The sequence below is a fragment of the Antarctobacter heliothermus genome (assembly GCF_002237555.1).
Taxonomy (GTDB): Bacteria; Pseudomonadota; Alphaproteobacteria; order Rhodobacterales; family Rhodobacteraceae; genus Antarctobacter; species Antarctobacter heliothermus_B.
In genome coordinates this window covers 3,340,633-3,360,343 of record NZ_CP022540.1, presented here as the reverse complement: position 1 = coordinate 3,360,343, position 19,711 = coordinate 3,340,633, and the positions used below count along the sequence as shown (strand labels likewise).

Annotated in this window: 19 protein-coding genes; 11 read left to right on the top strand and 8 right to left on the bottom strand. The window is 62.2% G+C overall.

Annotation, left to right across the window (positions count from 1 at the left end):
- Positions 1–58: 58 nt before the first annotated feature.
- On the top strand, positions 59–811 hold the full coding sequence (gene tpiA / locus ANTHELSMS3_RS16125; RefSeq protein WP_094035766.1) for a triose-phosphate isomerase: 753 nt from the start codon (positions 59–61) through the stop codon (positions 809–811).
- Positions 812–918: 107 nt separating this feature from the next.
- Here tpiA and ANTHELSMS3_RS16120 read toward each other — a convergent pair whose 3' ends face one another.
- On the bottom strand, positions 919–1,098 hold the full coding sequence (locus tag ANTHELSMS3_RS16120; protein ID WP_157733539.1) for a hypothetical protein: 180 nt from the start codon (positions 1,096–1,098) through the stop codon (positions 919–921).
- A 133-nt stretch (positions 1,099–1,231) separates the two neighbouring features.
- Between ANTHELSMS3_RS16120 and ANTHELSMS3_RS16115 the strand changes: the two genes are divergently transcribed.
- Entirely contained in the window at positions 1,232–2,875 is a 1,644-nt protein-coding gene (locus ANTHELSMS3_RS16115; RefSeq protein ID WP_094035764.1) for a helix-turn-helix domain-containing protein, read from the top strand.
- A gap of 198 nt (positions 2,876–3,073) precedes the next feature.
- Here ANTHELSMS3_RS16115 and ANTHELSMS3_RS16110 read toward each other — a convergent pair whose 3' ends face one another.
- The 5 genes from ANTHELSMS3_RS16110 to ANTHELSMS3_RS16090 form a co-directional block, all read right to left on the bottom strand.
- On the bottom strand, positions 3,074–4,504 hold the full coding sequence (locus ANTHELSMS3_RS16110) for a TRAP transporter large permease (RefSeq protein ID WP_094035763.1): 1,431 nt from the start codon (positions 4,502–4,504) through the stop codon (positions 3,074–3,076).
- 4 nt (positions 4,505–4,508) lie between these two features.
- Positions 4,509–5,243 (bottom strand): TRAP transporter small permease, encoded by a 735-nt coding sequence (locus tag ANTHELSMS3_RS16105; RefSeq protein ID WP_094035762.1) that lies wholly within the window; start codon positions 5,241–5,243, stop codon positions 4,509–4,511.
- 86 nt (positions 5,244–5,329) lie between these two features.
- Positions 5,330–6,337, bottom strand: a complete 1,008-nt coding sequence (locus tag ANTHELSMS3_RS16100) for a DctP family TRAP transporter solute-binding subunit (protein ID WP_094035761.1) — start codon at positions 6,335–6,337, stop codon at positions 5,330–5,332.
- A gap of 414 nt (positions 6,338–6,751) precedes the next feature.
- The gene (locus ANTHELSMS3_RS16095) at positions 6,752–7,981 is read right to left on the bottom strand and encodes a sigma-54-dependent transcriptional regulator (protein WP_094035760.1); all 1,230 of its coding nucleotides are present in this window, start codon (positions 7,979–7,981) and stop codon (positions 6,752–6,754) included.
- A 58-nt stretch (positions 7,982–8,039) separates the two neighbouring features.
- Positions 8,040–9,782 (bottom strand): sensor histidine kinase, encoded by a 1,743-nt coding sequence (locus tag ANTHELSMS3_RS16090; RefSeq protein ID WP_094035759.1) that lies wholly within the window; start codon positions 9,780–9,782, stop codon positions 8,040–8,042.
- Positions 9,783–9,840: 58 nt separating this feature from the next.
- Here ANTHELSMS3_RS16090 and ANTHELSMS3_RS16085 point away from each other — a divergent pair, with 58 nt between their 5' ends.
- Positions 9,841–11,016, top strand: coding sequence for a cytochrome P450 (locus tag ANTHELSMS3_RS16085; RefSeq protein WP_094035758.1), 1,176 nt, complete (start codon positions 9,841–9,843; stop codon positions 11,014–11,016).
- Between the two features lie 6 nt (positions 11,017–11,022).
- On the opposite strand, the gene ANTHELSMS3_RS16080 is transcribed toward ANTHELSMS3_RS16085, so the two are convergent.
- Positions 11,023–11,478, bottom strand: a complete 456-nt coding sequence (locus tag ANTHELSMS3_RS16080) for an Lrp/AsnC family transcriptional regulator (RefSeq protein ID WP_094035757.1) — start codon at positions 11,476–11,478, stop codon at positions 11,023–11,025.
- Between the two features lie 142 nt (positions 11,479–11,620).
- Between ANTHELSMS3_RS16080 and cysG the strand changes: the two genes are divergently transcribed.
- From cysG to ANTHELSMS3_RS16050, 6 genes are all read left to right on the top strand, one after another.
- Positions 11,621–13,078, top strand: a complete 1,458-nt coding sequence (gene cysG, locus ANTHELSMS3_RS16075) for a siroheme synthase CysG (RefSeq protein ID WP_094035756.1) — start codon at positions 11,621–11,623, stop codon at positions 13,076–13,078.
- Positions 13,009–13,308, top strand: coding sequence for a DUF2849 domain-containing protein (locus tag ANTHELSMS3_RS16070; RefSeq protein ID WP_094035755.1), 300 nt, complete (start codon positions 13,009–13,011; stop codon positions 13,306–13,308). The genes cysG and ANTHELSMS3_RS16070 overlap by 70 nt, the downstream gene beginning before the upstream one ends.
- A gap of 45 nt (positions 13,309–13,353) precedes the next feature.
- Positions 13,354–15,024, top strand: coding sequence for a nitrite/sulfite reductase (locus ANTHELSMS3_RS16065; RefSeq protein WP_094035754.1), 1,671 nt, complete (start codon positions 13,354–13,356; stop codon positions 15,022–15,024).
- Positions 15,014–15,784 carry a phosphoadenylyl-sulfate reductase gene (locus ANTHELSMS3_RS16060; protein WP_198319824.1) on the top strand — a complete coding sequence of 257 codons (771 nt, stop codon included), beginning with the start codon at positions 15,014–15,016 and terminating at the stop codon, positions 15,782–15,784. Before ANTHELSMS3_RS16065 ends, ANTHELSMS3_RS16060 begins: the two co-directional genes overlap by 11 nt.
- Positions 15,781–16,170, top strand: a complete 390-nt coding sequence (locus ANTHELSMS3_RS16055) for a DUF934 domain-containing protein (protein WP_094035753.1) — start codon at positions 15,781–15,783, stop codon at positions 16,168–16,170. The genes ANTHELSMS3_RS16060 and ANTHELSMS3_RS16055 overlap by 4 nt, the downstream gene beginning before the upstream one ends.
- Positions 16,171–16,306: 136 nt before the next feature.
- Positions 16,307–17,170 (top strand): ferredoxin--NADP reductase, encoded by an 864-nt coding sequence (locus ANTHELSMS3_RS16050; protein ID WP_094035752.1) that lies wholly within the window; start codon positions 16,307–16,309, stop codon positions 17,168–17,170.
- Positions 17,171–17,262: 92 nt separating this feature from the next.
- On the opposite strand, the gene ANTHELSMS3_RS16045 is transcribed toward ANTHELSMS3_RS16050, so the two are convergent.
- Positions 17,263–18,282 carry a hypothetical protein gene (locus ANTHELSMS3_RS16045; RefSeq protein WP_157733538.1) on the bottom strand — a complete coding sequence of 340 codons (1,020 nt, stop codon included), beginning with the start codon at positions 18,280–18,282 and terminating at the stop codon, positions 17,263–17,265.
- 185 nt (positions 18,283–18,467) lie between these two features.
- Here ANTHELSMS3_RS16045 and infC point away from each other — a divergent pair, with 185 nt between their 5' ends.
- Positions 18,468–19,019 (top strand): translation initiation factor IF-3, encoded by a 552-nt coding sequence (infC, locus tag ANTHELSMS3_RS16040; protein WP_439098677.1) that lies wholly within the window; start codon positions 18,468–18,470, stop codon positions 19,017–19,019.
- Positions 19,020–19,110: 91 nt separating this feature from the next.
- The gene (locus ANTHELSMS3_RS16035; protein WP_094035749.1) at positions 19,111–19,710 is read left to right on the top strand and encodes a class I SAM-dependent methyltransferase; all 600 of its coding nucleotides are present in this window, start codon (positions 19,111–19,113) and stop codon (positions 19,708–19,710) included.
- The last annotated feature ends 1 nt before the right edge of the window (position 19,711 follow it).

Here is a 19,711-nt window from a genome sequence, read left to right as displayed (position 1 = left end):
GCGGGCTTGACGCCGCGCCCTGCCCGGTGACACTGAACAGCAAAACAGGGAGACGCAGATGCGACGCAAACTGGCCGCAGGCAACTGGAAAATGAACGGGACAAAGGCGTCTTTGACGGAACTGTCCGCAATGGCCACTGCCGCCGATGGCGCGGCAGAGGTGTTGATCTGTCCGCCCGCCACTTTGATTGCCCTTGCCGCCGACACGACCCCGGACATCGCCATCGGCGGGCAGGACTGCCACACCGCCGCCTCGGGCGCGCACACCGGCGACCTCTCCGCCGCCCAGCTTGCCGATGCCGGGGCCAGCTATGTGATCCTCGGCCACTCAGAGCGCCGCGCCGACCATGGTGAATCCGACGCCCAGGTCCGCGACAAGACCCGCGCCGCTTGGGAAGCCGGTCTGACAGCCGTTGTCTGCGTTGGTGAAACGCTGGAGCAGCGCGAGCACGCCAACACGCTGGACATCATCGGCGGACAGCTTGCCGGGTCGATCCCCGACGGCGCCACCGCCCACCGCCTTGTGGTGGCCTATGAGCCGGTCTGGGCCATCGGCACCGGCAAGGTGCCAACGCTTGACCAGATCGCCGAGGTCCACGGCTTTATCCGCGCCCGTCTGGAACGCCGCTTTGGCGCAGGCGTGGGCCGCTCCACCCGCATCCTCTATGGCGGCTCGGTCAAACCATCCAATGCGGTCGAGATCTTTGCCGTCCCCAACGTGGACGGCGCACTGGTCGGCGGAGCCTCCCTCAAAGCCACAGACTTCGGCCCCATCATCGAGGCCCTGAACAACGCCCCGATGGAGGCATAGAGCCGCCGCTGGCCCCCCGTAGGCCGGGCTTCAGCCCGGCACCCCCGGCAAACCCGGCCCTTCAACCAAGAAACGGCGCTCCTCCGAGCGCCGCTTTCCCAGCGTCCTCAATGCCCGGACCGCACCGCCAGCGTGAAATACACAAACATCGCCACCTCGCTCACCAGTGCCTTGTCGCACAACTGCATCTCCGCCGCCGCATAGACCGCCGCCAACACCAGATACATCGCATGATGGCACGAGATCATATCCACCAACCGCCGCGCCAATCCGATCACCATTTCCATATCGCTCTCCATTAAGTCTTTGAGGGCTGGCCAGCCGGTTGCTAAGGTTTGTCCGAAGACACCCTAAAGATGCGGCAATTGCGCCGCCGACCGTGACGTCGGTCCGGGGACGGAACGGGACGATTGAGGACGAATGGCTTCTTTTGGGGAACTTCTGGGGGCCGAAATCCTCGAAGCGCGCGAAGCGCAGCGGCTGACACAACTCGCCCTCGCCCAAGAGGTCTTTGACGACGAAAACTACGTCCGCAGAATCGGCGACTATGAGACGGGCAAGGTCGCCCGACCGCAGGCCAAGGTCTATCGCCCGATCTGTGACTTTCTTGGAATCACCTCGAAAACCATCGGGGCGCTCAAGGCCCAAGCCACCGACGCCAAGTCCGTCACCGACGACGAGCTTCTGACTCTCCGCACCGAAAAAGGCTCTCTCGAACAGGCCCTGTCAGACCTGCAAACCCTCACCCGCGCGCAACTCGAAACCCTTGCCAGCCGGTTTGAACTGGACAAACCCTATGAGGCCAGCGACGGCGCGCTGATCGAATTCCTCACCAATACGGCTCAAGACTACCGCGCCCTGCGGGCCGAGGTCGACGCCATCGACGAGGGCGTAAAGGCGCTGTCAAACCTCAAGACCTCGGCCATGGCCGCCTTTGACAGCGGCGATCTGGATGAGGTCGAAACCCTCCTGTCCCGCGTGCAGGAAATCGCCAAGGACGAGGCCGCCAAGGCCGCAGAAATCCGCGCCGACGCCGCCCTGCTGCGACAACGTGTTGATTTTGCCCGCGCGCTGCTCCTCGACGCCGCCGACAGCTTTGCCATCGTCGACCCACTGGAACCCGCCCGCCGTCGCTTGAAATATGGCGCGAAGTTTTACTACCAAGGGCTGCGCTACGGTGGCGACGGGCTGCGGATCGCGGTAGAGTTCTGGGAAAAATGCGCCCATATCGCGGGACGGGAAGGCAGTGAAATCCTTCGCGGCAAAGCGCTTTCAAACCTAGGATCAGCGCTCCGAAACCAAGGCACCCGCACAGACGGCCCCAAGGGCGCGGCGCTTTTGGAGCAGGCGGTCAGCGCCTATCGCTCCGCGCTGGAGGTCCGCACCCGCGAAAAACATCCCGAACAATGGGCAATGACACAAAACAACCTCGCCTCAGCCCTCCGAAACCAGAGCAGTCGGGCCGAAGGCCCCGAAAGCATGGCGCTGCTCGAGCAGGCGGTCTCCGCCTATCGCGCCGCCCTCGAAGTGCGCACAATCGAAAAGCACCCCGTCCAGTGGGCGATGACGCAAAACAACTTTGGCGTTACCCTCGAAGTTCAGGCCACACGCATGGAAGACGCCACAAGGCTGGCACAGGCGGTTATGGCATTTCGCGCTGCATTGGAGGTGTATACCCGCGATGTACATCCGGTGGATTGGGCCGGCGCGCAGAGCAACCTCGCCAATTCGCTCGCAACCCAGGGCATCCGCACTGACGGCCCCGAAGGCGCAGCGCTGCTGGCGCAGGCGGTCACCGCCTACAGAGCAACACTCGAGGTCCGTGTCCGCGACGTACATCCCGTTTATTGGGCCGAAACACAGTACAACCTTGCCTCGACGGAAGATGCGCAGGCTGAGCACGACACATGCACGGATCCTTTGCCCCACCTGCGCGCCGCACTGGATCATGTCACCGCCGCGCTGGAGGTCTATGATCCCGAACACATGCCCTACGACTTCGGCACCGCCACCAAACTTAAAACCCGTCTCAAAGAAAAACTCGCCGCTCTCAACACCCCGTAGGCCGGGCTTCAGCCCGGCACTCACCGCACCCATTAAACCGCCACACCCCAAAATTAACCCACCGGACGCTCCCCCCAACGCCCCGGTCAAACCTTAACCCAAGGTAAAACCGTCGCTGTAACCCCTTGATCTTCCATACCCCAAAACCTGTCCACGCGTGGACACATGAAAAAAGGGCCGGTCTCCCGGCCCTTTTTTTCACTTCGATCGCGCCTCACAGAACGCTGCTTCCAACTGGTTCGTCGGCGGCGCGCCCTCACAATTGATCTGCGGCCCCATCACCGCGTCCGGCAGCACCGTCGAGATGATCGGAATATATGTCACCATGATCAGGAAGACGAACAGCACCGCCAGGAACGGCAGCGCCGCCCGCACCACCCGCATCATCGGCATGCCCGCCACACCCGAGGTCACGAAAAGGTTCAGACCCACAGGCGGCGTGATCATCCCGATCTCCATGTTCACCACCATGATGATGCCCAGATGGATCGGATCGATGCCCAGTTGCAGCGCGATCGGAAACACCAGCGGCGCCACGATCACCAGCAGGCCCGACGGCTCCATGAACTGGCCGCCGATCAGCAGGATCACGTTGACGATCACAAGAAACATGATCGGACCAAAGCCCGCGTCCAGCATCGCCCCCGCAATCTTCTGCGGGATCTGCTCATCGGTCAGCACATGCTTGAGGATCAGCGCGTTCGCGATGATGAACATCAGCGTCACCGTCAGCTTGCCCGCCTCGAACAGCGTGTCCTTGGTGTCCTTGTGGAAAAACGCAGTCACCAGCGCGATAGGCTTGCGCATCAAAGGCGTGTTCGGCCCGCCCTCCTTGTTCGCCAGCGGCCCCATGTCGCGATAGACAAAGGTGGCGATGATAAAGGCGTAAACCGCCGCAACCGCCGCCGCCTCTGTGGGGGTAAAGATACCACCATAGATGCCGCCAAGGATGATCACGATCAGCAACAGACCCCAGAGCGCATCGCCGCCGGACTCGGCCACCTCTCCCCAGCCTTTCCATTCGCCCTTCGGCAGGCTGCGGACGCGGGCGATGATGTAGATCGTCGCCATCAGCATGGTGCCCGCCATCAGCCCCGGAATGACCCCGGCCATGAACATCCGGCCAACCGATACATCGGTGGCCGAGGCATAAACCACCATCACGATGGACGGCGGGATCAGGATGCCCAGTGTGCCCGCGTTGGCGATGACACCGGCGGCGAAGTCCTTGGAGTACCCCACCTGCCGCATCCCGGCGATCACGATGGAGCCAATAGCCACAACAGTTGCCGGCGACGACCCAGACAGCGCGGCGAACAACATGCAGGCAAAGACGCCCGCAATGGCAAGGCCCCCCGGCAGGTGCCCGACACAGGCGATGGAAAAGCGGATGATCCGCTGCGCCACGCCGCCCGTCGACATAAACGATGAGGCCAAGACAAAGAACGGGATCGCCAGCAGCGTATAGTGCCCCGCCATTGCCTGAAAGAAGGTCTGCGCGATCGAGGCCAACGAGGTGTCGCTGAGCACCAGCAGAAAGACGATCGAGGAAAACCCGAGCGAGACAGCAATCGGCACGCCGATCAGCATCAGGCCGATCACCATGGCGAAGAGAATGACAACATCCATGGGATCAGTCCTTGTTCAGATGCGCGACGTCTTCGACCGCGTCTTCGGCTTCGTGGCTGACGATCAAGCTGTCTTCATGGCCGCGCCAGACGCGCACCGTCGCCTGAACGAACCGCAGCAACAGCAAGGCCGCGCCAAAAGGCAGGATGAAATAGGGAATAAAGCGCGGGATTTTTTCATAGGCTTCGCCTTCATTGACCCACGGCTCAATGAACCGCAGCCACTCTGGCATCCGAATGTCGACGACCTCGTACCAGCTGCGATAGGAGGTGCGCTTCATTTCCTCAAATCCAGTCGGAAACCAGCGCCCGGTCGTCTGTGGCAGGTTGATAAAGTTCGCCCAGTAGTCCCACGCGCCCTTAAGCAGCAGGAAAGCATATGCAATGCAGACGGCCGCCGCGATCAGGGTCAGGGTCTTGCGGACGGGCGCAGACACGAGGTTCAGAACCGCATCGACCCCCAGATTGGCGGTCTTCTTGACTGCATAGCTGACCCCGAACAGCACCAGCCAGGCAAACAGGAAAGACGTCGCCTCCAGCCCCCAGATCAGACCGCCGGGCAGATCCACGCCCAACGAGTCCTCGATCCAGCGCCCGAACCTGCTGTTCACGCCATAGCGCAGGACCACGTTGATGAAGGTGATGATCGTCATGGCACCCAGAATGAGCGCTATCACCGTCTCTTCCAGTTCATCGATGAAACGCCCGAACATCCCGTTCGGTGGATTGTGAGCTGACATGGTCCCCCCTCGTCGTCCCGTTTGCGGATACAAAAAACCCGGCCCCTATCCGTTCACAGGGGCCGGGTCACAGGCATTCCGGCCTGTTACATGCTTTCGTTGATCGCCTGTGCCGCGTCGATGTTGTCCTGACCCACATCCTGGACAAACTGCTCCCAGACCGGCTTCATCGCGTCGACCCAGGCCTGACGCTGTTCGGCATTCAGTTCGCGGACCACGCCACCTGCGGCGATGATCGCCTCTTTGGCTTCTTGGTTGACCTTGAAGGACTCAGAGTTGCGTGCCTCTGTCACCTCGGCGATGATGGTCGACAATTGGTCACGGACGTCCGCGTCCAGACCTTCCCACCAGTCCACATTGGTCACGACCAGATAGTCGATCACACCGTGGTTGGTTTCGGTGATGCCGTCCTGAACCTCAAAGAACTTCTGGCCATAGATGTTGGACCATGTGTTTTCCTGACCGTCCACAACGCCGGTTTGCAGCGCGCCGTACACTTCGGAAAAGGCCATCGGCTGCGGGCTTGCACCCAAGGCTTCCATGTTGGCCTTCAGCACGTCCGAAGGCTGAACCCGGAATTTCAGGCCCTTGGCGTCGGCAGGCGACATCAGCGGCTTGTTGGCGGAAATCTGCGTCACGCCATTGTGCCAGAATGCCAGCCCCAGCAGACCGCGACGAACCATCGATTCCTTCATCGCCTGACCAGTGTCAGAGTTCTGGAACGCGTCGACTGCGTCGATGTTCTTGAACATGAACGGCAGGTCAAAAATGCGGAACTGCTTGGTGAACTGCTCGAACTTCGACAGCGACGGCGCGGCCAGTTGGACGTCGCCTTGCAGCATCGCCTCAAGCACCTGATCGTCGTTATACAGCGTCGAGTTCGGGAACACTTCCATGCAGGCCTTGCCGTCCATCTCGGCATTGACGCGTTCCATCAACAGGGTCGCGGCGATGCCTTTGGGGTGACGGTCGGTGTTGGTGACATGGCTGAACTTGATGACAAGCTCACCTTCGTCACAGGCGGCCTGTGCGGTGGTGGCAGCGCCAGACATCAATGCGGCAGCCGCCACGGCGGTCATCAGAAACTTTTTCATGAGTATCCTCCCAGATACATGTTGGACGTGTTGCGGAACCCCTCCTCGGGCACCGAATGCCCGTATCAAAGCCGTTAGGCGCGAATCATAGCAAGTGTGAGTCGTGAAGTCGGGCCGACTTCGGTTTTTAGTATTTTATTTCAGAGCGTTGCTGGTCGAACGGTTCCGACAACCAGTGTCGGGAACCTGCGGCAGTGTGATTCTCCGCACAGGTTTCTCGGCTCCCAGTGCGGAAATCCGCACAATTTCCGTCCGGGTGCCGAATCTCCCCATGCCGTTGGCAGACGTTGGCATGATCGACCCACCTGACCGATTCGACCGGATTTGACGATCTATTGACCCTTGCGGAAAGATCGACACGTCTGCCTGACTGCGCGATCTGCGCACAATCAAATGACACACGACGGGACGGTTTCAGCCGCGATAGGTTTCGGGCTTCAGCCCGTATTTGGCCAGCTTGTCGTAAAAGGTCTTGCGCGGCAACTTCAGCGCCGCTGCCGCAAGACGCGCTTGTCCATCGGCCTTGCGCAACGCCTCGATCAACAGAGATTTTTCCACCTGCGCCAGCCGTTCGTTCAGCCCCAGGTTATTGTCGGACACCGCCACGTCCCCCAACCCCAGCACAAACCGCATGGCCGCGCTCATCAATGCGCGTGCGTTACCCGGCCAGTCTTGTGCCAAGATCCCAGCAATCACTTCTTCGGTCACTTCCGGTGGGATCAGTCCCGCTTGCTCGGCAGCCTGAGCGACATAGTGTCGGAACAGTACCGGAATATCCTCCGGGCGTTCTGCCAATGTCGGGATGCGGACATGGCAGACCTCCAGCCGATAGTAGAGGTCGCTTGACATGTCGCCGCCTTCAGCAGCGGCGGCAAGGTCCAGTGAACTGCCACCGATCAGCACCGCACCGCCAAGTTCCATCAGGTCGATCAGCGCCAGTTGGGTGTCCTGACTGAGGCTACCAATGCCGTCCAGAAACAGGGTTCCGCCGGCGCAACGGTGCCAAAGCGTCTGCAATTCATCCCGGTCCAGACCGGCGGCGGCGCGTTTCTCGAACGGGCCTTTGGCGCGAGGCGAAGACAGGTGAATGACCTCTGCAACCTTGGAAATCCCCGACCCCGGCGGCCCCGTGACCAAGGCCTCTGTCCCGGCCCGCGCCGCCATACGGACCCGGGCGCGCAACCGTTCTGCCAGCGGCGAGACACCAAAGATCAGCCGCGCCGCCGGGTCGCCGGTTTCCAGCTCTTGTTTCAGGCGGCGGTTTTCCAACACCAGCGACCGGGTCCGCAACGCGCGCTCCACCACCGCGGTGAAGTCCGCGGGGCTGCATGGCTTTTCCAGAAAATCAAAGGCCCCTTGCGACACCGCGCGCACGGCCATGGGAATATCCCCTTCGCCGGTCAGCAGGATCACCGGCAGGTCGGGATCCTGTCCGCGCGCATATTCCAGCAAGTGAAAGCCGTCGCGCCCCGGCATCCGGATATCAGAGACAATGATCCCGTCGAACGCGGGGCCGATGTGATCCTTGGCCTCGACAAATGAGCCCGCCGTCAGCGCGTCAAAATCTGCCAATTCCAGCGTCTGCCCCAGCGCCTCACGCACCGCCGCGTCGTCATCCACCAGCAGAACCCGTGTTACCGCCATAGTTGCCTCATATCCATCAGGCGTCCGGGCAACGGGTCGGGACGAAGGGCATTGTTCATCATGCCGCCATTTCTTCCTGCCAATAGTCCAACTCCACCGAAAACAGTGCGCCCTTGTCCGTATTGGTGCCGCGAATGCGCCCGCCAAAACTCTCGATCAATCCGTACGAAATCGACAGACCCAGCCCCATCCCCTCGCCCACCTGTTTGGTGGAATAGAACGGCTCGAACACTTTGTCGGGGTCGGCGATGCCCGGTCCGCTGTCCTGCATCCGTACCTCTAGCCGATCGCCCAGAACCAGCGAAATCCAGATCGCCTTATCCACCTGCCCGGCCATCGCGTCGGCGGCATTATTGATCAGATTGACAAAGACCTGCCCCAATCGCACCTCTCCGCCGTTGACCCAAACCGGGCCGGGCCAGTCCGAGGGTTGCCACGCTAGAGCTACGCCATCATTTTGCAACCGCGCCTCTGTCAGTTCCACAGCCGAGGTCAAAACGGCCACCACATCGACCTTGCCCATCGGTTCGGCCTCATTGCGGGCAAAGGCGCGCAGGTTCTTGATGATCCGCGCCGCCCGCGCCGCCAGCCCCGCGATCCGGTCAAGGTTGGCGCGCGCCTTGTCCGGGCGTCCCTTGTCCAGAAAGGCCGTACCGTTCTCGGCGAACTGTCCGATCGCCATCAGCGGCTGGTTCAGCTCATGGCTGATGCCGGCAGACATCTGGCCAAGGGCGCTCAGCTTGCCCGCCTCGACCAGTTCCGCCTGCGCGCGGCGCAGCGCTGCCTCGGCCTCTTCGCGTTCGGCCACTTCGCGGCGCAGCGCGCTGTTGGCCTGTTCCAGATCCTGCGTGCGCGCCCGAACCCGCCCCTCCAGTCGCGCGTTGGCGATGCTGAGGGTGCGCCGCCGCTCTGTCGCCAGAAACAGCAACGAGCCAAAGAACAGACACAGCACTGTCACGGCCATGGTCTGGAGCCACGCCAGCCGACGCGCCGGGGCGACATCCATCAACGCCTCTCCGGTCAGGCCGATGACCGGCAATTCCTGTGTCAGATGCAGCGCGCGGCGCGGCACATAGGCACTGAGCGCCACTTCCCAGATTTCGAACCCGGCCACATGTCGCACCTCCAAAGGCGCCAATTTGCCGCCCGGTCCGATCAGCGCGTCTGGCGTGCGTTGCCAGAACAGCAGTTCCGACCGGTTGGTGACAAAAACCTGATTGAGCTCATCGGTAAAGAACACCGCCGGGCGTGACCCGCTCCATTCCCGTTCCAGCGCCTCAATATCCACCGCCAGCACCAGCACCCCCTGAACCCGGCCATTTGCGCCGAAATGCGGCGCGGCGTAGATATAGGACCGCCTGCCAAGGCGCGGACCGATGCCATGATCGGCCCCCAACGCCCCGTTTACTGCGCGCAGGAACCATGGTTGGGCCATCAGGTCATCGGGGGTCTCACCATGAGCCGCCGCCAGCACCCGCCCCTCGCGGTCGGCATAGAGCGCAGTCAAGGCACCGGATCTGTCGGCATTGCGCAGCAACAGCGCCTCGGCATCCGCCCGCGATCCGCCACGATGCAGAGCGCTCAGAATCGGGTGGTCCACCAGCGTCACCGCCAGCGACCGATACCGTTGCAACCCCGTCATCAGCCGGTCTGCCGCCAATGCAAGGTCCGACTGACCCCGCGCGTGAACCTGACGTAGGGCCTCGGCGTGGCTGGTCGCCCAAACCACCCAGCCCAGCACAGCGACAGCGGCCAGAAAGCAGCCGACGATCAGGATCCGTGTTGACGCTCTGTCCTTCATGGAAGCCAGTCATAGCGCCCCCTTGCCATGGCGGACAAGACGCGCCAAGCATCTCTCCATGATGGCATTTTCCCAAGACCCGACCGCACCGCGGTTCGTCCAGAACCCCTATCCGTTCTACGAGACGATGCGCGCGGGCGGTGATCTGGCTTATTGGCAAGAGTACGCAATGCCTTGCGCGGTATCGCACCGGGCGGTCAGTGCGCTGCTGCGCGATCGCCGCTTTGGCCGCGAGATCCCGCCTGAGATGGCGCCGGACATCGCACCGCATCTGATCCCGTTCTACGCGGTCGAGGCGCATTCCATGCTGGAACTGGAACCGCCGCGCCACACCCGGCTGCGTGGGCTGGTGCTGCGCGCCTTCACCTCGCGCCGGATCAAAGAACTGGCGCCCGAGATCGCGCTACTGTCGCACGACCTGATCGACCGCTTTCCTGACGGGCCCGTCGACCTGCTGCCCGCCTTTTGCGCGCCGCTGCCGGTGATTGTCATCTGCCGCCTGCTGGGTGTACCCGAGGCCCACGCCGATCAACTGCTGGCATGGTCCAACGCCATGGTCTCTATCTATCAGGCCCGCCGCGACCGGGCCATCGAAGAGGCCGCAGCACAGGCCGCGCAAGAGTTTTCTGCCTTTCTGGCCGACTACATCGAAACCCGTCGCAAACACCCGGCCGATGATCTCATCACCCATCTGATCGCCGCCGAAGAAGCGGGTGAGAAACTTTCGACGGAGGAGCTAATCACCACCTGCATCCTGCTGCTGAACGCCGGTCATGAGGCGACGGTGCACACCATGGGCAACGGCATCAAAGCCCTGCTTGAGACCGGGACGTCAATCACCCCCGACAATGCAGAGCCGGTGGTCGAGGAAATCTTGCGCTTTGACCCGCCGCTGCACATGTTCACGCGCTATACCTATGAAACGGTAGAGGTTTTCGACCACACCTTTCAGCGCGGCGATCAAGTGGCGTTGATGCTGGCAGCGGCCAATCGTGACCCTTTGGTCTGGACTGACCCCGACCGGCTCGACCCTGCGCGCCCCCTCAGTGCCAACACCAGTTTCGGCGCGGGACTACATTTCTGCGTCGGCGCGCCGCTGGCCCGGCTGGAACTGCAAATTGCCCTGCCGATCCTGTTCGGACGCCTGCCAGACATGCGCCTGACCACGCCGCCGCGCTTCGCCAACCTCTATCACTTCCACGGGCTCCGAAGCCTTGAGGTCAACACCGCCTAGCCCCGATCAAAGGGGCAAAGCCGTCGTCGCCTTGATCTCTTCCATCGACAACAGTGCGGTGACATTGTGCACCTTCACCTCTGAAATCAGCGCCTGGTAAAAGGCATCATAGGCGCGCGCGTTCTTGACCCGCACCTTCAGGATATAGTCGATGTCGCCCGCCAGACGGTGCGCTTCTTGCACTTCTGGCCGTTCCCTCAAAGCCTTGAGGAATTTTGCCTGCCACTCTGCCTCATGCTCAGACGTGCGGATCAGGACAAAGAAGCACGCCTCAAACCCCAGCTTTTCGGCATCCAGAACCACGGTCTGCTGACCCAGCACGCCGCCCTCACGCAGTTTGCGAATCCGGTTCCAGACCGGGGTCTTGGAGGACCCCACCTTCTTGGCGATCTCGTCCAAGGACTGCCCGGCATCGCGCTGCAGTTCCGCAAGGATTTTCCGGTCGGTGGCGTCGATCTTCACGGCTGTTCTCTCCTGTGGCTCATCATGGGACAAACGCCCCGCACACCGCGAAAATTAGAACATATTTCCTTAGTTCGCCAGCCCCATAGCCAAATGCCGGGACAATTTCCTATATATAAGCACAGAAGCAAGGAGATCTTTCGTGCAGCACTTTCCGATCTTCCTCGATCTCGCCGGGCGGCGGGTGGTTGTGTCCGGTGGCGGCGCGGCGGCGTTGGCCAAACTGCGCCTGCTGCTCAAGACTCAGGCGGTAATCTTTGTCTTTGCGGCCGAGGCGGACCACCAGATCCTGACCTGGGCCGCCGAAGGCGCGCTGACTCTGGTGCCGCGGGCACTGGAACCGGGCGACGCGCAGTGTGCCGCGCTGTTCTATGCCGCCAATGAGGACGACGCCGAAGACGGCCGCACAGCCGCGCTGGCCCGCGCCGACGGCGCACTGGTCAATATCGTTGACAACCTCGAAGATAGTCAGTTCATCACCCCCGCCATTGTCGACCGCGACCCCGTGACCATTGCCATCGGCACAGAGGGTGCAGCCCCCGTGCTGGCGCGCGCCATCAAGGCCGACCTTGAGGAACGCCTGCCCGCAACGCTGGGCACCCTAGCCCGCATCGGCAAAGGGTTCCGCAAGATGGCCGAGGCGCTGCCCTTTGGCCGTGCGCGCCGTGATTTCTGGCAGGACTATTATTTCAACGCAGGCCCCCGCGCGATCACGCAGGGCACAGAGGCCGTCGATCGGGCACTGGATGATCTGCTGGCCCGCCACCTGACGCGCCCCGAACGGCCCGGCCATATCTCCTTTGTCGGGGCTGGTCCCGGCGATCCGGACCTGCTGACGCTCAAGGCGCGCAAGGCGCTGGACGCCGCCGACGTGGTGATCCACGACCGCCTTGTGCCGCAGCCGATCCTTGAACTGGCCCGCCGCGAGGCGACCATGATCGACGTCGGCAAGACCGGCTTTGGCCCCTCCGCCAAACAGGAAGACATCAACGCACTTGTCGTTCAACATGGGTTGGAAGGTGCGCAAGTGGTTCGCCTCAAAGGCGGCGATTGCACCGTCTTTGGCCGTCTGGACGAAGAGGTCGAGGCCGTGCTGGAGGCGGGACTGTCCTATGACGTCGTCCCCGGCATCACCGCCGCCTCTGCCGCCGTTGCCAGCATTGGCCAGTCGTTGACCAAACGTGGCCGCAACGCCAGCGCACGCATCCTCACCGGCCACGATATGCAGGGCTTTGCCGATCACGACTGGCGCAGCCTTGCACGCCCCGGTGAAGTCGCCGCGATCTACATGGCCAAGCGCGCAGCGCATTTCCTGCAAGGCCGCCTGCTGATGCACGGTGCCGCCCCCGACACGCCCGTCACCGTGGTCGAAAACGCCTCACGCCCCGACCAGCGGGTGTTGGGCACCACGCTCGACCGCCTATCCAATGATCTGGGTGAGGCCGATCTCAACGGCCCTGCCCTCATGCTTTTCGGCCTCGCCCCCCGCGATGGCCTGCCCGCGACAACATTCGATCAGGAGGCTTTCCCATGGCCCGTAGCTTCACTCCCAAAGTCGTCACCGCAAATGCCCTCCTCGCTGGCGACGTCGTCTATCTGACCGAGGATGATCGGTGGAGCCCCGACCTGCGCGAGGCGGAACTGATGACCGATGAGGCCCACGCCCAATTGCGCCTTGTCGAGGCCAGCGCCCGGCACGCCGAGGTGGTCGGCGTCTACCTCGCCGATATGAAAGCCGGTGCCGACGGGCCAGAACCCACGCATTTCCGCGAGGCGTTCCGCCGCAAAGGCCCATCCAACTATGCGCACGGCAAACAGGCCGAGCTCTGATCCCTTTCCGACCCCACGCGCGTCCGCCGCGCCAAGGAGACGACCATGTATAGCTATTCCGACTTCGACGCCGCCTTTGTGGCAGAGCGCAACCGCCAGTTCCGCGCGCAGGTAGAACGCCGCATCGACGGTTCTTTGACCGAGGATGAGTTCAAACCACTGCGCCTGATGAATGGACTTTACCTGCAACTTCATGCCTACATGCTGCGCGTCGCCATTCCCTATGGCACGCTCAACAGCGGTCAGATGCGCCAATTGGCCTATATCGCGGAACGCTGGGACAAGGGGTATGGCCACTTCACCACGCGCCAGAATATTCAGTACAACTGGCCCGAACTGGGCGACGTGCCGGATATGTTGGACGCGCTGGCAGAGGTGCAGATGCACGCCATCCAAACCTCTGGCAACACCATCCGCAATGTGACCGCCGATCACTTTGCCGGGGCGGCAGCGGATGAGATCGCCGATCCGCGCCCAGTGTCGGAACTGCTGCGCCAATGGTCCACCGACCACCCGGAGTTTCAGTTCCTGCCGCGCAAGTTCAAGATCGCAGTCACAGGCAGCCCAAACGACCGCGCCGTGACCGCCGCGCATGACATCGGCATCCGCATCGTCGAACGGGACGGTGAAATCGGCTATCAGGTGCTGGTCGGTGGTGGCCTTGGCCGCACGCCGATGATTGGCAAGGTGTTGGCGGACTTCGTGCCGCAGGCCGACCTGTTGCCCTTTGTCGAGGCGACCGTGTCCGTTTGGAACCTGCTGGGCCGTCGTGACAACAAGTACAAGGCGCGCATCAAGATCACCGTGCATGAACACGGCATCGACGAAATCCGCCGTCTTGTTCAGGACCGCTTTGCCGAGACCAAAGCCGCCTTCAATGGTGCCGATTTGGCCCTTTATGATGCCATAAAAGCCCAGTTTGCCGCGCCATCGTTCGCTAAACGCCCTGTTTCGGCCTTTGAGCGCACTTACAACTCTGACCCCATCTTTCGGTCGTGGGCCGATACCAACCTGGCCGAGCACCGCGCCGCGGGCCATGTCATCGTCCAAATCAGCCTCAAGGCGCACGGCGAAACGCCGGGCGACGCCAGTGCCGAACAGATGCGTGTCATGGCCGACATCGCCGAGGAATTCGGCCACGATGAACTGCGCATCAGCCATGAGCAGAACGTCATCCTGCCACACGTCCACCGCGACGACCTGCCCGAAATCCACGCCCGGCTGAAGGCGCACGGATTGGCGACGGCGAACATCGGCAAGATCAGCGATATCATCGCCTGCCCCGGCATGGACTACTGCGCGCTGGCCACTGCCCGCTCGATCCCGATCGCACAGGAAATCGCCACCCGCTTTGACGACCTGAAGAATGAGCACGAAATCGGCGATCTCAAGATCAAGATCTCGGGCTGCATCAACGCCTGCGGCCACCACCACGTCGGCCATATCGGTATTCTGGGTCTGGATCGTGCGGGCATCGAAAACTACCAGATCACGCTGGGCGGCGATCACACCGAAACCGCGGCCCTTGGCCAGCGCACCGGCCCCGGCTTTCCGGCCGAGGAAATCGTGCCAGCCATCGAGCGTATCGTCGACGCCTACCTGACCCACCGCGAGGCCCCAGAAGAGACCTTTCTTCAGGCGTTCAGGCGCCTTGGCATGGACCCGTTCAAGGAGGCGCTCTACGGTCCGCAGGAGCGTAAGGCCAATGCCGCGTGATCTGAACCATTCAGAACTGCGAAACCGCGTCGACAGCCTGAACGCACGCTATCGCCATCACAGCGCAACCTCGGTGCTGGAGGGCGCGCTGCGCGACCCGGACGCGGGTGAACTGGCGATGGTGTCGTCCTTCGGGGCGGAATCGGTGGCGCTGTTGCACCTCGTGGCGATGGTCGACCGCAAGACCCCGGTCCTGTTCATCGACACGCGCCTGCTGTTTGCGGAAACGCTGACCTACCAGCAGGAGGTGGCCGAACGGCTGCGGCTGGAGAACCTGCGCATCATCAAGGCCGACCGTGCCACGCTGGACAGCCGCGACCCCTACGGCGCGCTGCGCCTGTCGGACACCGATGCCTGCTGCGCGCTGCGCAAGACCGAACCGCTGAACGCGGCGCTGGACGGCTATGACGGCTGGATCACTGGGCGCAAACGCTATCAGTCCGGCACCCGCGCGGCGCTCAATTTCTTTGAGGTCGAAGAAGACACCGGCCGGATCAAACTGAATCCGCTGGCCCATTGGACCCCAGAGGACGTGCGCGCCTACATGGAAGAAAACCGCCTGCCCCGGCATCCGCTGGTGGCGCAGGGGTATCCGTCGATCGGGTGCCAACCCTGCACCTCCAAGGTGGCCCCGGGTGAAGATCCCCGCTCAGGCCGCTGGCGCGGGCAGGCCAAGGAAGAATGCGGCATCCATTTCGTCAATGGACGCCCCGTCAGAAACACCGTTCCAAACGGCACCAAGCAAGGAGAACAGGCATGAGCGTCATCGTGCGCGACACCGGCTTTCACGCCGAAGACTGGACCGAAGGTTTTGACGCGCCCATCGCGCTGGACCTGCCGTCTGACACCGACCCGGCCACGCTGGAGTTCAACCAGACCACCCGGATGATCCGCATCGACTTTCCCAGCTTTGCGGACGGGCGTGGATTCACTCTGGCCCGCCTGCTGCGGCTGCGCGGCTACAAGGGCCAGTTGCGGGCACGAGGCCATGTGATCGCCGACCAATACGCCATGGCGCGCCGCGCAGGTTTCGACGAGATCGAGATTGACGAGGCACTGGCAGAACGCCAGCCGCAGGATCAATGGATCTTTCGCGCCGACTGGCAAGCGCATGACTATCAGGCCCGCGTGCGCGGCACCGCCTGACCCCTTTCACGCGCCCGATAAAGCAGGCAGTGCCCAACCGGGTGCTGCCTCCGCCCGCGCTCAAGGGCCGCGTTTCACCTGACACAGATCAAAGCTAGATATGAGGTGTCGGTTAAACCAACCGGCAAAGGACCCTATGACAGAGATGACGCCCGTGACCGAAGCCACTGCCGCCGAAACCCCAGCCCCCCGCAAACTTGCCGTTCCGGATACCCAGACCGTGACGCAGGTCAAACATTACACCGACCGGCTGTTTTCCTTCCGCTGCACCCGGCCTGCGTCCCTGCGCTTTCGCTCGGGTGAGTTTGTCATGATTGGCCTGATGGGAGACCCCGACCCAAAGACCGGCAAGCAAAAACCGCTTTTGCGCGCCTATTCCATCGCCTCGCCGTCTTGGGATGAGGAGTTGGAGTTCTACTCGATCAAGGTGCCCGACGGCCCGCTGACCTCGCGCCTGCAACATATCGCGGTGGGCGATCAGATCATCCTACGTCCCAAACCCGTTGGCACGCTGGTACATGACGCGCTGTTGCCGGGAAAGCGGCTGTGGCTGTTCGCCACCGGCACCGGCTTTGCGCCGTTCTCGTCGCTGCTGCGCGAGCCGCAAACCTATGAGGATTACGATGAAATCATCATCACCCACACCTGCCGCGAGGTTGGTGAGCTGACTTATGGCCGTGACATCATTGAATCGCTGAAGACCGACGAGCTGCTGTCCGAAGTGATCGGTGACGGGTTCTGGAACAAGATCAAATACTACCCCACCACCACCCGCGAAGAGAGCCCCAAGTTGGGCCGCATCACCGACCTGATGCGCTCTGGTGAGGCGTTCTCGGATCTGGGCGTGCCGGTCCTGACACCCGAGACGGATCGCGCCATGATCTGCGGCAACCTCGCCTTTAATCTGGAATTGAAAGAGATGCTCGAAGGTTATGGCCTTGTCGAAGGGGCCAATTCCGATCCCCAGCATTACGTCGTCGAAAAAGCCTTCCTCGACTGAACGACCTCATCCATATGCGCCGTGCCCACGCGGCATGAAAAAGCCCCCGCCGATCCGGCGGGGGCTTTCTTTCTTGTCTAGGTGACGTGGGATCAGAGGCCCAGCGTCTCTTTCAGGCTGTCTAGAATACCCTGCAACGCGTCAGGGTTATTCTTGGCCTGCTCCAGCAGCGCCTTGGCGCCGGTCTTGGCAATCGTGTTGAGTTCGGAATCGTCGATGTACTCGGCAACTTTGTCGTAATCGAAGCCCTCAACCGTCAACAGCTCTTCGATCTCCGGCTCGGCGGCATCCGCAGGCGCGACGGCAGGTTCAGCCGTCTCAACTGGCTCAGCGGCAGGTTCAGCTGTCTCAACCGGCTCCGCCACAGGCTCAGCGGTCTCGACAGGCTCCGCCGCAGGCTCAGCGGTCTCGACAGGTTCTGCCGCAGGCTCGGCTGTCTCAATCGGCTCAGCCGCAGGTTCCACAGCTTCAACAGGGGCCGCCGCAGGTTCAGCTGTCTCAACAGGCTCGACCACGGGATCGGCTGCCTCGGAGGGCTCCAGAACCGGCTCTGCGGTTTCCACCGGCTCAACCACCGGGTCCACCGCATCGGCAACATCAGCAGCAGGATCTGCGGTCAAAGCGGTGTCCACCGCGTCCGTTGCGTCCTTGGCGGCATCCACGGTGCCATCCATGGCATCTTTTGCCGTGTCCACAGTCGCATCGACCGCATCCTTTGCAGTGTCCACCGTCGCGTCGACGACGTCAGACAGCGCATCGCCCAGTTTGGCTTGCCCCTCGGCCACATCCTTGGCAGCATCCGCCAGCGCGGTTTCTGCCGCGTCGACGGTTGCGTCCGCTGCGGCCTTGGCCGCATCAACCGTGGTGTCGACAGCGTCCTTGGCAGCATCAACGGCCGTCTCACCGGCATCCTTAGCCGCGTCGACTGTTGCATCGACCGCGTCTTTGGCCACATCGGTTGTGGTTTCAGCAGCGTCCTTGACCGCGTCCTTGGCCTTGTCCACTGTTTCGCTTGCGACCGGGGCCGCCTCTTCGGGCGTTTGGCCCGTATACCACAAATAACCGCCCACTGCGGCCGCGGCCGCCACGATCACGAGGATCAGGTTTCGCATGGGAACCTCCATCGCATTTCGCCCCATGCGATGCTGCGCGGGGCCTCCTGCACTGGGTTTGCGCCCGGTAAACGGTGTTCGCAAGGGGGAAACACTTGAATGAGCACGCACAAGCACAGATTTGCCGCTTGAAAGCCTATGAAGGCAAGTTTACCTTGCCGACTTGAAAAAACCGCAAATGGAGCATTCCAATAGCCCGCAGACCGCACAACGCGCCGCCAACGCGCGACACAGGCCCCCGCGTCAATGATCGCATCCGGGCCCCTGAAATCCGTCTGATCGGCGCCGAAGGCGAAAACGTCGGCGTTGTCACACCCGCACGCGCGATGGAGATGGCCGAACAGGCCGGACTCGATCTTGTGGAGATTTCTCCAAACGCCGCGCCGCCGGTCTGCAAGATCATGGACTTCGGCAAGTTCAAGTATGAAACCCAGAAACGCGAGGCCGAAGCGCGCAAGAAACAGAAGATCATCGAAGTCAAGGAAGTGAAATTCCGTCCCAATACGGATATCCATGACTACGGGGTCAAGATGCGCAACGTCTTCAAATTCCTCGAAAATGGCGACAAGGTGAAGATCACCCTGCGGTTCCGTGGCCGCGAGATGGCTCACCAGAATCTGGGCCGTGAGCTGCTGGAACGCGTCGCCGAGGACGTCAAGGAAATAGGCAAGGTCGAGAACATGCCAAGAATGGAAGGCCGCCAGATGGTCATGATGATTGGCCCGTCGGCCAAGTGACCTTGTCTGCGATCCTTGCAGTGATCCAGTCCAAGCCCGCCGGTTCAGGCGGGCTTTTTCTTTTCCGAACAGCTTGGGATGGGCCCCTTCGATGACTTGGGATCAGCGTTACGCGACAGACACCTATGTCTTTGGCACCGCACCTTCAGGTTTTCTGACCGCCCATGCCGGCCTGATTCCACATGGCGCGCGCACGCTCTGTGTCGCGGACGGCGAAGGACGCAACAGCGTCTGGCTGGCGCAGCAAGGCTGCGACGTGACGGCCTTTGATCTGTCGCCCAATGCCATCGCCAAGGCCGCAAAACTGGCCAAAGGTGCCGGCGTCACACCAAAGTTCACGGTCTCGACCATCGAGGATTGGCCGTGGGACGCAGCCCCCTATGACCTCGTCGTTGCTGTCTTCATCCAGTTTCTCAACCCGGCAGAGCGCGCAACCGTCTTTGACAGCATACGCCGTGCCGTGGCCCCCGGCGGACGGCTGATGTTGCACGGTTATGCGCCGAAGCAGGTGGACTATGGCACCGGCGGTCCGGGCAACCCGGATTTTATGTATACCGAAACGCTGTTGCGTGATGCGTTCCCGGATCTGACCATACTGCGGCTCGACAGCTACGAAAAGGATCTGGACGAGGGCGCAGGCCACAGCGGCCGCTCTGCCCTGATCGACTTGATCGCCGACGCGCCCGCCTGAT